This is a genomic window from Streptomyces sp. Y2F8-2, from assembly GCF_014905555.1.
Lineage (GTDB): Bacteria > Actinomycetota > Actinomycetes > Streptomycetales > Streptomycetaceae > Streptomyces > Streptomyces cynarae.
Window position 1 is genome coordinate 401167 of sequence record NZ_BNGS01000006.1, and the last position, 13704, is coordinate 414870.

The window sequence follows — 13704 nt, forward strand, 5'->3', positions numbered from 1 at the left end:
CTTCAGGCACTGACGCCTCCGCGCGTTCGAGTGAGAGTCGTACGAGCAGGGACCCTAGCCGTCGAGCGTCGCCCGCCAGACGCCCACCGCCTCCGCCGACACCGGTGTCGTCCAGTCGCCCGTGCGGGCCGCCGCGCCGATGTGGAAGGCGTCGACGCCCGCCGCGCGCAGCCGTGGGACATGGTCCAGGCGGAGGCCGCCGCCGGCCATGAGGCGCTGGGTGTAGCCGGGCTCGCCGCGGCGGGCGGCCTCGGCGACGAGGGTGGGCAGGCCGTCGTCCACACCGTCCGGCGAGCCCGCCGTGAGGTAGGTGTCCAGGCCGGGCACCTCGGCGAGCTGCTTGCGCAGGGCGTCGCGGTCGGCGGCGCGGTCGATCGCACGGTGGAAGGTCCAGCGGCAGCCGTCCAGCTCCCCGGCCAGCCGCTCCACCGCGTCGAGGTCGGGCCCGCCGTCCTCGCCGAGGAACCCGAGCACGAACTCCTCGGCACCGGCGGCACGCAGCTCCCGTGCGGCCCGTACGAGCGCCTCGACGTCACCGGCCGCGAAGCCGTCCCCGAGGCGGAGCATCACGCGCAGGGAGATGTCGACGGCGGCGCGGATCCCGGCGAAGGCCGCGACGGGCGGGGTGAGCCCGTCGGAGGCCATGTCGGCGACCAGCTCGAGGCGGTCCGCGCCTCCGGCCTGGGCGGCGACCGCGTCCTCGACGTCGAGGGCGATCACCTCCAGGACTGCACGCGTGCTCATAGGACCCCTTCCGTCGGTGTACCCGTGGAGCGGCTACAGGTCTAGTCCAATCCAAGGGTACGCCGACGAGGTGCGGGCGGCGACAGGGCACCGGCCGCCGCCTCGGGCGTACGGCCGTCCTCAGCCGAAGAGGTTCAGCTCCCCTTCCTCGACCCCCGCCAGCTCGTACCGCGCCCCGTCCAGCGGGCGGCCGGAGTAGAGCCGCACCAGCGTGGACGCCTCGCCGATGAACCGGGCGGGCGGGTGCTCCCCGTTCGCGTCGCCCAGGAGCAGGGGCTCGTCGAGGTCGTCGAGGTCCGCGTGGAGCGGGACGTGCCCCTTCTCCCGGGACACGCGGGCGAGCAGGGTGAGCGCGTACGGCAGCCCGTCGCCGGCGTACGCCCCCGGCTCCCCGAACGCCTCCCGCACGTCCCCGCCGTGCACCCACTCCCCGAGCGCGACCATGTCGAGCACCCCGCCCGCCTTCGCGATCGCGGCGCCCGCCTCGGTCATGCCGCGCTCCAGTTCGTCGACGACCCGGGCGTTGGTCCAGCCGGCGCGCTCGGCGATGTCGCGGTCGTTCGACTCGGGGCTGAACACCCCCTTCTCGAAACGGTGCTCCACCACCCGCGTCAGGGCGGCCGAACAGTGCGCGAGGACGTGCCGCACGGTCCAGCCCGGACACGCGGCGGTCGGCAGCGCGAAGTCCGCGTCCGGGCGGGAGCGCAGCAGCGGGATCAGCGCGTCACGCTCGGTGGTCAGCAGCAGGCCGGGCAGTTCGGGGTCTCGTACGTCGTCGTGCAGGTCTGCATTCGTCATGCGCCCCACGCTAGGTGCCCACCGGCGAACGGGGGAGAATGCCCCCATGACCGACCTCGACGCGTTGCGTGAGAGCTGGCGGCGCACCCTGCTCGCGGTGCGGGGCGGGGCGGAGCGGCCCGATCCCGAGCCCTACGCCGACAACCTGCTGAGCCGCTGGTCGGAGCCGCAGCGCCGGTACCACACGGTGGAGCATCTGGCGGCGGTCCTCGACCGTGTCGACGTCCTCGAGGAGTACGCGGACGACCCCGACGCGGTGCGCCTCGCGGCCTGGTTCCACGACGCGGTGTACCTGCCGGAGCGGTCGGAGAACGAGGAGCGGTCGGCACGTCTGGCCGAGCGCGCCCTGCCGGAGGCCGGGGTGTCCGAGAAGAGGACCGATGAGGTCGCCCGTCTGGTGCGCCTCACCGTGACTCACGCCCCCGCCGACGGGGACCGCAACGGCCAGGTCCTGTGCGACGCGGACCTCGCGATCCTCGCCTCTCCCCCGTCGGCGTACGCCGCCTACACCGCGGCCGTCCGCGAGGAGTACCACTTCGTGCCGGGCGACGCGTTCCGGGAGGGCCGCTCGGCGGTTCTGCGCCAACTCCTCGACCTGCCACGGCTGTTCCACACCCCGTACGGGCGGGAGAAGTGGGAGGCGACGGCCCGCTACAACATCACCTCGGAGCTGGAAATGCTGTCGCTCCGATGAGCTTCGCGCCCGTACGCTGCCGCGCATGCGAAGCATGGGCGGGGAACGGGTGACGGAAGCCGTCGCGGGGGCCGTGCAGCTGCTGCGGGCGGCGGCGGACCGGGACTGGGACGGGGTCAAGGCGGGGCGGCTCACATGGAGTTGCCGCCTGACGGCGTTCCACATCGCCGAGGACCTCATCGCGTACGCCGGGCAGTTGGCGGGCCGCGCGCAGGACGACTACGTGCCCTTCGAGATCACCCTCGACGAGGGCGCCGACAACTCGGGCCTGGTGCAGGTGATCGAGACGACGGGCGCGCTGCTCGCCGCCACCGTCGCCACCACGCCCCGCGAGGTGCGCGCCTTCCACCCGTACCCGTTCCGCAGCGCGGACCGCGAGGGGTTCGCGGCCATGGGCATCGCCGAGGTCGTGCTGCACACGCACGACATCGCCGAGGGCCTCGGGCTCACCTACGCCCCGCCCGCCGAGCTGTGCGAGGACCTGCTCATGCGGCTCTTCCCGCACGTCCGGCCCGGCCCCGAGCCCTGGCCGACGCTTCTGTGGGCCACGGGCCGTGGCGATCTGCCCGGGCGGGAGCCGGTCACCGAGTGGCGCTGGAGCAACAACCTCGTCATCCCCACCGAGCGTCTCACCCTTCAGGGCGTCACCCCGGCGGCCGCCACCGATCTGCGCATGGGCGGCACCGGAGGCTTCGAGTGGCTCGACGGCGAGCCCTTCGAGGGCACACGGGAAGCCGCCGGGATGCTCGTGAAGGCGTACGAGGCCGGGGTGCACCGGCCGGAGTGGGGGGTCTTCGTGATCGTTCGCAGGGAAGACGGGCGCGCGGTCGGGAGCATGGGCTTCCACGGAACCCCGGACGAGGAGGGACGCGCGGAGGTCGGCTACGACCTGGTGGAGGGCGCCCGCGGCCACGGCTACGCGACCGAGGCGCTGCGCTCCCTCGCCGCGTGGGCGCTGGCCAGGGACGACGTCGGCACGCTGTTCGCCACCGTCGCACGGGCGAACACGCCCTCGCAGGGCGTCATCACCCGGGCCGGGTTCACCCGAGTGAGTGAGAACGAGGAGACGTACGCGTACGCGCTGCACCGCTGAGCCCCTGCTCGCGGCCCTTGCGCCGGCGCAGTCCGGACGCGTGCAGCAGCCGCACCACCTCGCGGCTGGAGACCTCCACCGCACCGGCGGCCACCGCGTCGGCGTAGCTGTCGGACGGCAGGTCGTAGTGGTCGCGCTCGAAGGCGCGGCGCGGCACGCCCAGCCTCCCGGCGAACGCGTGGAGTTCGTCGTAGGAGACGTCGCTGATCAGATGCGACCACAGGCGGCCGTGCCCCGGCCAGGCGGGAGGGTCGATGTAGACCGTCACGAGGACGCCATCCCGCCCGTCGCCCTCCCCAGCGAGCCCACCGCCGCGACCTTCACACCGGCCTTGGGGCACACCCAGTGCGGGTTGGGCCCGAGTTCCGGCTCGACGTCGAGGGCGTGCGGGTCGCCGGAGCCGCAGACCGGGCACAGCGGCCAGCGGCCGTACCGCTCCAGGAGCGCGTCCTGGACGTCCTGCGCGACCAGGCCCGCCACGTAGTCGGCGCCGTCCGGCCACTGCTCCACCCACCAGCGCCGCTGGGCCACGGAGTCCTCGACGAGTGAGACCACGTCCGCCTGGGCGACCTCGCCCGCGACCAGATCGGCGAGCACCAGGGAGCGCGCCGCGTGCAGGGCCTGCTCCAGGGGGCTGATGGGGTCCATGCCCCTATTGTGCGCACTCTTGACCGGACGGCCGAATCGAAAATAGCTTTCACATGTGACCCGCGATGTGAAGGAAATTTTCGCAGGGCCGGTGGGCCCGGGAGTGCCACCCGCCCCCGCCGCCCTCGCCGCCAAGGTGCGCACCCTCGCACCGTCCATGACCCGGTCCATGCAGCGCGTCGCCGAGGCCGTCGCCGGGGACCCGGCCGGCTGCGCGGCGCTCACGGTCACCGGGCTCGCCGAACTGACCGGCACCAGCGAGGCCACCGTCGTCCGCACGGCCCGACTGCTCGGCTACCCCGGCTACCGGGACCTGCGGCTCGCCCTCGCCGGCCTCGCCGCCCAACAGCAGTCGGGCCGCGCCCCGTCCGTCACCGCGGACATCGCGGTCGACGACCCCATCGCCGACGTCGTCGCCAAGCTCGCCCACGACGAACAGCAGACCCTCGCCGACACCGCGGCCGGGCTCGACACCGTGCAGCTCGGCGCCGCCGTCGCCGCACTCGCCGCCGCCCGCCGCGTCGACGTCTACGGCATCGGCGCCTCCGGGCTCGTCGCCCAGGACCTGGTGCAGAAGCTGCTGCGGATAGGTCTCATAGCCCACGCGCACAGCGACCCGCACCTCGCCGTCACCAACGCCGTGCAGCTGCGCGCCAAGGACGTGGCGATCGCCATCACACACTCCGGCTCCACCGGGGACGTCATCGAACCGCTGCGCGTCGCCTTCGAGCACGGAGCGACCACCGTCGCGGTCACCGGCCGCCCGGACGGCCCGGTGTCGCAGTACGCCGACCACGTCCTGACCACGTCCACGGCCCGCGAGAGCGAGCTGCGCCCGGCCGCGATGTCGTCCCGGACCAGCCAACTGCTCGTGGTGGACTGCCTGTTCGTGGGCGTCGCGCAACGGACGTACGAGACGGCGGCGCCGGCGCTGGCCGCTTCGTACGAGGCGTTGGCGCACCGTCACCGCCCACGGGGCGGAACGAAGCGCTAGGGTCTTTCGTTTGGATCAGGCCGGATCAGGGAGCGGGGCCTGGTGCCGTGCATCGCAAGGCGGAGGAGGGCGCCATGGCGGAGCCATGGCAACCGACGACAACGCGGCGAGGCGCGGTGCCAGGCCCCGCGAGCCCGGCATGATCCAAACGAGAGGCCCTAGCCCTTCCCTCCTCCTCCAGAGCAGTGCCGCACCGGAAACGAGCCACCCTCATGACCTCCTCGTCCCACCCCCGCGATCTCCGCGCCGAGCTGGAGACGCTGACCACCGAGGCGTTCCGTCCCGAGCTGGCCGAGATCGACCGGCTGCCGACGCTGGAGATCGCGAAACTGATGAATGGCGAGGACGCCACCGTGCCCGCCGCGGTCGCCGCACGGCTGCCGCAGATCGCCGCCGCGATCGACGCCGTCGCCGAGCGGATGGCCCTCGGCGGCCGGCTCGTCTACGCGGGCGCGGGGACCGCCGGGCGGCTCGGCGTCCTGGACGCGTCCGAGTGCCCGCCGACCTTCGACACGGACCCCTCCCAGGTCGTGGGCCTGATCGCGGGCGGTCCGGGCGCCATGGTGACGTCGGTCGAAGGCGCGGAGGACTCAAGGGAGCTGGCGGCGAAGGACCTCGACGCGCTGGAGCTGACGGCCCGTGACACGGTGGTCGGCGTCTCGGCGTCGGGGCGCACGCCCTACGCGGTCGGCGCGGTGGAGCACGCGCGGGCGCGGGGCGCGCTGACGGTCGGCCTGTCGTGCAACGCGAACAGCGCGCTCGCGGCCGCCGCCGACCACGGCATCGAGATCGTGGTCGGCCCCGAACTGCTGACCGGATCGACGCGGCTGAAGGCGGGCACGGCGCAGAAGCTGGTCCTCAACATGCTCTCGACGATCACGATGATCCGCCTCGGCAAGACGTACGGGAACCTGATGGTGGACGTGCGCGCCTCCAACGACAAGCTGCGCGCCCGCTCCCACCGCATCGTGGCGCTGGCGACCGGCGCGAGCGACGAGGAGATCGAGCGTGCCCTCGCGGCCACGGGCGGCGAGGTCAAGAACGCGATCCTCACCATCCTGGGCGGCGTGGACGGCGCGACGGCGAAACGTCTCCTCACGGAGAGCGGAGGGCATCTGCGCGCGGCACTCGAGAAGTCGGCCGGCTGAGCCACCTTTCGGTGGAGAGCGGCGCAGGTTTCCGCGCGGCGCCCACCCCGGTGCTTTCACGGACCGCACCCTCGACCCGTGCCCAGTACCTCATACGCCGCCACCGCCGCCGCGCTGCTCCCCCTGGTCGGCGGCCCCGCGAACGTCACCTCCGTCGCCCACTGCATGACCCGGCTGCGGCTGGGCCTGGCCGATCGGACCCTCGTCGACGAGGACGCCCTGCGCGCGCTGCCCGAGGTGCTGGGAGTGGTGGACGACGACACGTACCAGATCGTGCTGGGACCGGGGAGGGCCGCGCAGGTCACGGCGGAGTTCGAGGCCCTCCTCCGCACGAGTGCCGAGGGACCGGCCTCCCGGGGAGCGGCGTCGGATGGTGAGCCGGCTGCCCGGGCGGCAGCGTTGCAGGAGGCCCGGCGGCGCCGCAACGCCACGCCCGGCAAGATCCTCCTGCGCCGCGTGGCGAACGTCTTCGTCCCGCTGATCCCGGCCCTCATCGGCTGCGGCGTCATCGCGGGCGCGACGGGCCTGCTCCTCAACCTGCGCCTGCTGCCCTCCCTCACGCCCGCCCTCACCACCCTCTCCTCCGCCTTCATGGCCCTGATCGCGGTCTTCGTGGGGCACAACACGGCGAAGGAGTTCGGCGGCACGCCGGTACTGGGCGGCGCGGTGGCCGCCGTCGTGGTCTACCCCGGAGTCGCCAAGGTCACCGTGCTGGGGGCGGCCCTCGCCCCCGGCCAGGGCGGGGTGCTGGGCGCCCTGGCCGCCGCGCTCCTCGCGACGTACGTCGAGAAGTGGTGCCGCACCTGGGTCCCGGCCACCCTGGACGTCCTGCTGACCCCGACGCTCACGGTCCTGGTCCCCGGCCTGGTGACGCTCTACGTCCTGATGTACGCGGCCGGAGCGGCGGCGGGCGCCATCGGCACGGCGGCGAACTGGCTCCTGTCGACCACGGGCGCGGCAGCGGGCCTGGTCCTCGGCGGCCTGTTCCTCCCCCTGGTGATGCTGGGCCTGCACCAGGCCCTGATCCCGATCCACACCACCCTCATCGAACAGCAGGGCTCCACGGTCCTGCTCCCCCTCCTGGCGATGGCGGGCGCGGGACAGGTGGGCGCGGCCCTGGCGGTCTACGTCCGCCTCCGCCACGACCTCTCCCTCCGTACGACGATCCGCTCGGCCCTCCCCGCGGGCCTCCTGGGCGTGGGCGAGCCCCTCATCTACGGGGTCTCGCTACCGCTGGGCCGCCCGTTCCTCACGGCGTGCGTCGGCGGTGCGGCGGGCGGAGCGTTCGTCGGCGGCTTCGCGATGCTCGGCTACAAGGTGGGTGCGACGGCGATCGGACCGTCCGGCTGGGCGCTGTTTCCGCTGCTGGCGGGGAACAGGGGGCCGGGGGTGACGGCGGCGATCTACGGGGGCGGGCTGCTGACGGGGTACGCGGTGGGCTTCGCGGCCACGTACCTCTTCGGCTTCGCGCGGCGGACGTAGCCCGTCGCCCCCGTCGACTCGGACCTGAACGGCTCGATCCGCAGGCCGCCTCTCCAGGGTCACCACGTGCAGGATGTGGCTGCGGACCCCGTGGTCCGCCCGCACGTACAGCAGCCGGTCGGTCATCCCGTTGTCATGCGGGCGGAAGCCGAGGTCGGCGAGCGCCGCCTGGTGGGGTGCAGCGTGCGCGAGGTCCGCTAGTGCCGCGGCAGGCAACGTTTGCCCGTCAAGGAGCGGCGTCCGGTGCGTGCTCTCGGCGTGCCGGCCGGAAGCCCTCGTACTGGACGTACTTGGGTTTTCGGCCGGTGCGGCGAGAGTGCGTGCCGGGCGTCGCGACGGGGCGAACGTTGCCTGTCGCGGCACTAGAACGGCGTCAGGGTCAGCCGGACCCCGGTGGGTGCGGTGTCCTGGATGTAGGAGGCGAAGTCGGCGACGTCGTCGAAGGCGAAGCCGTAGGCCTTGCCGTCCCGGGTCGCCGCGTGCACGGCCTTGGCGTAGTGGTTGGTGAGGGCGGTCCGGTAGAAGGCCGAGGCGTCGGTGACCGGCTGGACGGGGTTGCCGAGCAGGGTGGAGCGGTTGAAGCCGGCGCCCAGGACGGCGGCGACGGGACCGGTGGTGCCGTCGTTCGGCGCGGCGAGGTTGCCGTCGCAGAAGAGCACGTCGCGGGTGGACGGCTTGCTGAAGGCGACCGACGCCGGACCGTCGAAGGTGAGCTTGTCGGCGCGCACCCGGCCCCTGAAGGTGCCGGCGTCGGTGGTGACCGTGAGGTCCTTCCCGGTGTAGGTGCTCCACACCTGGTCGATGTACGGGGCGAAGTAGTCCTTGGGGAACAGGCCCGCGTCCAGGCCGTGTCCGGGAGCGATGACGCGGAGGTCGTCGACGACCAGGGGGGCGAACTCGGCGACCTGCTTGACCGCGTCGAAGACCGCGGCCCGGCCGCCGTCGCGCAGGGTGCCCGTGGTCTGGTCCTTGGCTCCGGTCAGCCGGATGCTCATCGGCACGCTGAACATGTCGACCATGGTCGTGTTGCAGAACATGCCCGAGGCGTTGTACGTGAACTCGGCGCAGTCGTGCAGCACGCGGTAGTTGGGGTCGGAGGTCACCCAGCCGACGGGGTACTGCAGTGCCGCGTTGCCGTTTCCGTCCCTGACGGCCTTGAACTTCAGCTTCTGGCCGAGCGACACGTAGATGCGGCCCGACATGTGGGGCAGCGTGAGGTGGGCCTCTCCGCCGGCGGGCAGGGAGATGGCGTAGTCGGTGAAGCCGTCCGCGCCGTTGTCGGACAGGGCTATCGGAGCCAGGGTGCCGTCAGGGGTGACCCGGACCTGCTTCCCGTCCTGGTTGCCCACGATGTAGACGTGCACCGAGGCGTTGTCGAACGAGCCGCTGTTGTTGACGATCGTCAACGGGAGCGCTCCCGCCGCGGCGGCCTTCGTACGGTTGTCCGTCGTCCCGGCGAGGGCGTAGGGGGCCAGGGCCGCGACGGCGGGGGCCGCGACCGCCGCTCCGCCCAGGGCGATGAACAGCTTGCGGCGGGTGAGGTTGCGCTGGTGACGTGGTGCCATGTGCCGTGCCTTCCTTGGTGCGGGTGCCTCGGGGAGGCGAGTGGGGGGATGGGGTGGAGTGGGCCGTCTGCCGTGCGCGGTCAGCCCACGGTCCATTTCTGGTTGGGGGTGCCGCCGCAGGTCCAGATCTGCAGCCGGGTTCCGTCGGCCGCCGAATTGTCCTTGGCGTCCAGGCACTTGTCCGCGCCGGTGTTGGTCAGGTCGTGGGCGGCGGTGTAGGTCCACTGCTGGGCCTTGCTGCCGTTGCAGGTGTAGAGCTGGACGGGGGCGCCGTTCTCGGTGGAACCACCGCGCACGTCGAGGCACTTGCCCAGGGCGCGGACGGTGCCGTCGCTGCCCAGGGTCCACTTCTGGGCGTCGGCCCCGGTGCAGTTGTGCAGTTGTATCGGGGTCTCGTCCGCCGCCGAAGCGCCGGCGACATCGACGCACATCCCGCCGATGCCCTTGATGGCGCCGGTCGTGCCGGTCGGGCCGCCCGTGCCGGAGGTCGAGACATGGACGTAGTCGATGACCATGGTCTGCGGGAAGGAGGTGGTGGCGTCGGGGCTGCCGGGCCAGTCGCCGCCGACGGCGAGGTTCAGGATGAGGAAGAACGGGTGGTCGTAGACCCACTTCTTGCCACCGAGGTCGGACGGCGTGCGCGTCTCGTAGGCGTGGCCGTCCACCGTCCAGGTGATCGTCGTCGGGCTCCAGTCGACCGCGAAGACGTGGAAGTCGTCGGCGAACGCCTTGCCGCCCGGAAGGGTGTACGCGGCGCCGATGCCGCCGGAACCGGAGTAGCCGGGGCCGTGGATGGTGCCGTGGACCACGCCGGGCTCGTGACCGACGTTCTCCATGACGTCGATCTCCCCGTTGTCGGGCCAGCGTGCGCCTCCGTCGCCGAGCATCCAGAAGGCCGGCCAGACCCCCCGGCCGCGGGGGATCTTGATGCGGGCCTCGAAGTGGCCGTACGCCTGGGTGAAGCTCCGGGCCGTGTTGAGCCTGGCCGAGGTGTACTGGCAGGGCCCGTTCCAGCACTGCAACCCGGGATCGGTGTTCTTGCGCGCAGTGATCACCAGGTGGCCGTCGCCGTCGAGGGCGGCGTTCCGGTTGCCCGCCGTGTAGTACTGCAGTTCGTGGTTGCCGTTGCCGGAACCACCGGTTTCGAGCGTCCACTTGGCGGGATCCGGCGCGCTTCCGGCGCTGCCGTCGAAGTCGTCGGACCAGGTCACCGCGGCGGTCGCGGCGCTGGCCCGGTTCGTGACGGGGCCGGTCGTGATGAGGACGGCTGCGGCGAGTGCGGAGGCGACCAGCAGGACCAGTCCGCCCAGCGTCCACCGACGAGCGCGATGAGCTGCCATGGCTGAGATGACACCTTGTCTGTGGGGGATGCGGGTTGTTCCGTCCGTACGGCGGGGCGCAGGCGAGGAGGCGGAGCGCTCTTTTTGAGAGCGCTCTCTCGACTGCGTGGAACCGTGGGTGGACCCCGATGGTACGCACGACCGTTGCCTCGGCCAACCTGTGCCGTGCACCCCCAAAACCGTCTGACCTGCGATTACTTGGGGTACGGGCGGAGACTGAAGGCGACTTAAGCAGCGTTTAAGCCGCACTTAACCAGAGCGGCCCTGCAGGCGGGTCGGAGTGGTGGGCCAGGGGGCGCGACGGACTGCCCGCCTCGACGGTCCGCGTCCGCGCGGGCGGCATCCGCAGTGAGATGCCGCCGCGACGACGCGAAAGGACACCCGCTCGACGGCTGCCACGGTCCGCCGCCGCCTCCTCACTGCTCCGGCTGCCGCTCCGCGTCGCGGTGGCGGCGGTGGTACAGGTGGCGGCCGATGACGGCCAGGGTCACCACCGCCATGGCGACCAGCACGTACAGCTCGTAGCGCTGGATCGCCGGGTACAGCGTGTCCAGGTGGGCCCCGGCCAGGCCGCCGAACGTGACCCAGGCGCCGACCCACAGGGACGCGCCCAGGGCGTTGAAGACCAGGAAGCGGCGCCAGGACATTCCGGCCATCCCGGCGATGATCCCGTTCGCCTGGCGCAGGCCCTCGACGAACCTGGCCACGGTGACCACCTTGCCGCCGTGCCGGGTGAAGAAGCCTTCCGCCTTCTTCACGCGGGCCGGGGTGAGCAGCACGTAGCGGCCGTAGCGCTCGACGAGCCGGTGGCCGCCGAAGCGGCCGATGGCGTAGCCGACGTTGTCGCCGAGCACGGCGGCGCAGAAGGCGATGACCGCCACCAGGACGATGTTCAGCCGGCCCGCGCCCGCGTAGACGGCGGCGACGATCAGGATGGTCTCGCCGGGCACGGGCACGCCGAAGTCCTCGATGAACACCAGACCGGCGACCGCCAGATAGCCCCAGTGGTCCAGGATCGGCGCGACGTCGGCCAGGACTCCGGGAAGCGGGGGTTGTGTCATCGGCGGTCTCCCGTGCGGCTGGGCATGAGCTGTCGGCACCGGTTTCCATGGTCCTGCACGTCCGCGCTGCACGAGCGGGACGGTCAGGGTTCCGTGGCGACGAGTTGGTCGACCAGGCGGCGGGCCTGGGTCAGCAGGGTGCCGTAGGTGGCGACCTCGCCGGGGTCGTCCGGTACCGAGCCGGCCAGGTGCCGGCGCAGTTCGTCATGCGTGTCGCGCAGCTTGCGCACGGCTCGGCGCAGCTCGTGGTCGTCCTCGGTGCCGAAGCGGCTCTGGCAGTAGAGCTGGAGCGCCTGCGCGGTCCGGTGGAGGAAGTCCGCGTAGCGGCGGGCGGCGGAGGGGTCCGGCCGGGCCGCCGGGCGGTCCTCGGACGCGGCCTCCAGGATCGCCCGGGTGACACCGGCGGTGTGCACGGCGGCGTAGTCCAGGACCACGACCGCGTCGTCGTAGTCCTTGCCCGGCGCGGAGAGTGCGCGTGAGCGGCGGCGCAGGTTGACGCGCATGCTCTCCCGGCTCCAGCCGATCGCGGAGCGGGCCTGGTCCACCAGGCGTTCCAGCCGCAGCGCCCGCTCGTGCCAGGCGGCGGCCTCGTCGGCGTCCCACCGGTCCTCGGCCATCCCGTCGGCCACCGCCTGGAGGATGTCGTGGGCCTCCCCTGCGGCGTCCTGGAGGGCCGCGCGGCTGTCGCGGAGGTAGACCGGGGGCCGGATCAGCGCGTTGACGGCGATGCCGACCAGGGCGCCGAAGGCCGCCTCGGCGATCCGGGCACCGGAGGTGGCGACGGTGACCTGCCCGTTGGTCAGGACGAACAGGGCGCCGGTGGCCGCGTAGATGCCCTGGCTGCCCAGGCGCTGCCAGTGACCCAGTAGCAACACCGTGGGCAGTACCAGCGCCATGGCGGTCATCGTGTTGTGCAGCAGCAGTGCCACCCCTGTCGCCACGACCGTGCCGGTGGCGATCGCCGCGAGCTGCTGCAGCCCGCGTGCGATCGACCGGTACACGGTCGACTCCACCAGGACGACCGCCACCCAGGGCGCCACGAAGGCCACCGGGGCCTTCAGCCACCAGCCCGCCACGGCCCAGGCCACCCAGGCGGCCAGCGCCGCCTTCAGCGCCTGGACGACGATGTCCCGCTCCCGGCCTGGTTCCTCCCAGGCCCGCCGCACCACCTGGCCGGCCGTCTGCAGCCAGTGCCACACCGGCTGGATCACCGTTCGCTTCCCTCTCATGGCAACCCAGGTGCCACGGGGCTCGCGATGAATGCGCCCGTTTTCCGATGCCCGCTCGCGCCCGTGCCGGATGTCCGCGGATCTATCCCCGCAGGAACTCCGCGATGCGCTCGTCCCAGGTCGCGATGTCGGCGGGGTCGTGGGAGACGTGCAGCCGCGCGTCGGGCAGCAGCTCGGCGAGTTGCTCCGCCGTGGAGACCGGGTGCCCCGGGTCACCGCTCCACGTGAGCACCAGCGCGGGCTGGGCGAGACGGGCGATCTCCTCCCGGGCGGGCAGATCGGAGGCCGCCGCCCCGCGCAGCAGCGCCGGCAGCGTCCCGGGATGTGCCCCGAGCGACCGCGGAGGGTAGCCGGGCGCGCCGACGAGGGACTCCGGAACCGGCGCGCCCGCCAGAGCCGCCGCGAATCCCTCCACGCCCTCCTTCTCCACGACGTCGGCGAGACCCCGGTACAGCTCCGCCTGGGCGGGCCGGGTCTCCCACGCGGTCGGCGGGATCATGAGCACCAGGCGGTCGAACCGTTCGGGTGCGCGCACCGCTGCGGTCAGCACGGTGGCGCAGCCCAGCGAATCGCCCATGCCCACCACGGGCCGCCCGCCGTCCAGGTGGTCCATCAGCGCCAGCAGGTCGTCGGCGAACCGCGGGTAGGTGTAGTCGTCGGCGTGCGGACGGTCGCCCGACTCACCGTGCCCCCGGGCGTCGTAGCGCACGAAACGGCGGCCGGGCAGGGCCTCGACCGCCGCCCAGCCGAACAGGCCCAGGTCCGCCTCGGCCTGCCGGCTCAGCAGCAGGCCGTGGGCGCACACGGCGAGCGGGCCCTCACCCGTGGACTCGTAGGCGAGGTCGGTGCCGTTCGGAAGTGTCAAACGCAGCGTCATGATCAGCGCCAACGCGGCACCCTGCCGACCG

At 72.7% G+C, this 13704-nt stretch carries 15 protein-coding genes; 6 read left to right on the forward strand and 9 right to left on the reverse strand.

All coding sequences use genetic code 11. The features are described 5' to 3' along the window. Positions 1 to 54: 54 nt before the first annotated feature. Positions 55 to 744 carry a copper homeostasis protein CutC gene (locus SY2F82_RS22395; protein ID WP_200420934.1) on the reverse strand — a complete coding sequence of 230 codons (690 nt, stop codon included), beginning with the start codon at positions 742 to 744 and terminating at the stop codon, positions 55 to 57. A gap of 120 nt (positions 745 to 864) precedes the next feature. After that, positions 865 to 1542, reverse strand: a complete 678-nt coding sequence (locus SY2F82_RS22400) for a maleylpyruvate isomerase family mycothiol-dependent enzyme (protein WP_200420935.1) — start codon at positions 1540 to 1542, stop codon at positions 865 to 867. Positions 1543 to 1588: 46 nt separating this feature from the next. Between SY2F82_RS22400 and SY2F82_RS22405 the strand changes: the two genes are divergently transcribed. Next, positions 1589 to 2236 carry a hypothetical protein gene (locus tag SY2F82_RS22405; RefSeq protein ID WP_200420936.1) on the forward strand — a complete coding sequence of 216 codons (648 nt, stop codon included), beginning with the start codon at positions 1589 to 1591 and terminating at the stop codon, positions 2234 to 2236. Between the two features lie 25 nt (positions 2237 to 2261). Further along, on the forward strand, positions 2262 to 3329 hold the full coding sequence (locus tag SY2F82_RS22410) for a GNAT family N-acetyltransferase (RefSeq protein WP_200420937.1): 1068 nt from the start codon (positions 2262 to 2264) through the stop codon (positions 3327 to 3329). Here SY2F82_RS22410 and SY2F82_RS22415 read toward each other — a convergent pair. Further along, positions 3277 to 3597 carry a DUF4031 domain-containing protein gene (locus SY2F82_RS22415; RefSeq protein WP_200420938.1) on the reverse strand — a complete coding sequence of 107 codons (321 nt, stop codon included), beginning with the start codon at positions 3595 to 3597 and terminating at the stop codon, positions 3277 to 3279. The genes SY2F82_RS22410 and SY2F82_RS22415 overlap by 53 nt on opposite strands. Further along, positions 3594 to 3977: a hypothetical protein gene (locus tag SY2F82_RS22420; RefSeq protein WP_200420939.1), complete on the reverse strand. Its 384-nt coding sequence runs from the start codon at positions 3975 to 3977 to the stop codon at positions 3594 to 3596. The genes SY2F82_RS22415 and SY2F82_RS22420 overlap by 4 nt, the downstream gene beginning before the upstream one ends. 55 nt (positions 3978 to 4032) lie before the next feature. On the opposite strand from SY2F82_RS22420, the gene SY2F82_RS22425 reads away from it, so the two are divergent. The 4 genes from SY2F82_RS22425 to SY2F82_RS39540 all read left to right on the forward strand — a co-directional run bounded on the left by SY2F82_RS22425 (position 4033) and on the right by SY2F82_RS39540 (position 7802). Then, positions 4033 to 4971 (forward strand): MurR/RpiR family transcriptional regulator, encoded by a 939-nt coding sequence (locus tag SY2F82_RS22425; protein WP_200420940.1) that lies wholly within the window; start codon positions 4033 to 4035, stop codon positions 4969 to 4971. Positions 4972 to 5183: 212 nt separating this feature from the next. Continuing rightward, positions 5184 to 6119 carry an N-acetylmuramic acid 6-phosphate etherase gene (murQ, locus tag SY2F82_RS22430; protein ID WP_200420941.1) on the forward strand — a complete coding sequence of 312 codons (936 nt, stop codon included), beginning with the start codon at positions 5184 to 5186 and terminating at the stop codon, positions 6117 to 6119. 78 nt (positions 6120 to 6197) lie between these two features. Then, positions 6198 to 7601: a PTS transporter subunit EIIC gene (locus tag SY2F82_RS22435; RefSeq protein WP_200420942.1), complete on the forward strand. Its 1404-nt coding sequence runs from the start codon at positions 6198 to 6200 to the stop codon at positions 7599 to 7601. Between the two features lie 66 nt (positions 7602 to 7667). Beyond that, positions 7668 to 7802: a hypothetical protein gene (locus SY2F82_RS39540; protein ID WP_268980403.1), complete on the forward strand. Its 135-nt coding sequence runs from the start codon at positions 7668 to 7670 to the stop codon at positions 7800 to 7802. 161 nt (positions 7803 to 7963) lie between these two features. Here SY2F82_RS39540 and SY2F82_RS22440 read toward each other — a convergent pair whose 3' ends face one another. The 5 genes from SY2F82_RS22440 to SY2F82_RS22460 all read right to left on the reverse strand — a co-directional run bounded on the left by SY2F82_RS22440 (position 7964) and on the right by SY2F82_RS22460 (position 13673). Then, the gene (locus tag SY2F82_RS22440) at positions 7964 to 9166 is read right to left on the reverse strand and encodes a glycoside hydrolase family 64 protein (protein WP_200420943.1); all 1203 of its coding nucleotides are present in this window, start codon (positions 9164 to 9166) and stop codon (positions 7964 to 7966) included. A gap of 80 nt (positions 9167 to 9246) precedes the next feature. Further along, on the reverse strand, positions 9247 to 10506 hold the full coding sequence (locus tag SY2F82_RS22445; protein WP_200420944.1) for a glycoside hydrolase family 16 protein: 1260 nt from the start codon (positions 10504 to 10506) through the stop codon (positions 9247 to 9249). A 416-nt stretch (positions 10507 to 10922) separates the two neighbouring features. Then, positions 10923 to 11567: a DedA family protein gene (locus SY2F82_RS22450; protein WP_200420945.1), complete on the reverse strand. Its 645-nt coding sequence runs from the start codon at positions 11565 to 11567 to the stop codon at positions 10923 to 10925. Between the two features lie 83 nt (positions 11568 to 11650). Continuing rightward, entirely contained in the window at positions 11651 to 12778 is a 1128-nt protein-coding gene (locus SY2F82_RS22455; protein WP_236041729.1) for an aromatic acid exporter family protein, read from the reverse strand. A gap of 100 nt (positions 12779 to 12878) precedes the next feature. Continuing rightward, positions 12879 to 13673 carry an alpha/beta fold hydrolase gene (locus SY2F82_RS22460; protein ID WP_200420947.1) on the reverse strand — a complete coding sequence of 265 codons (795 nt, stop codon included), beginning with the start codon at positions 13671 to 13673 and terminating at the stop codon, positions 12879 to 12881. Positions 13674 to 13704 lie beyond the last annotated feature (31 nt).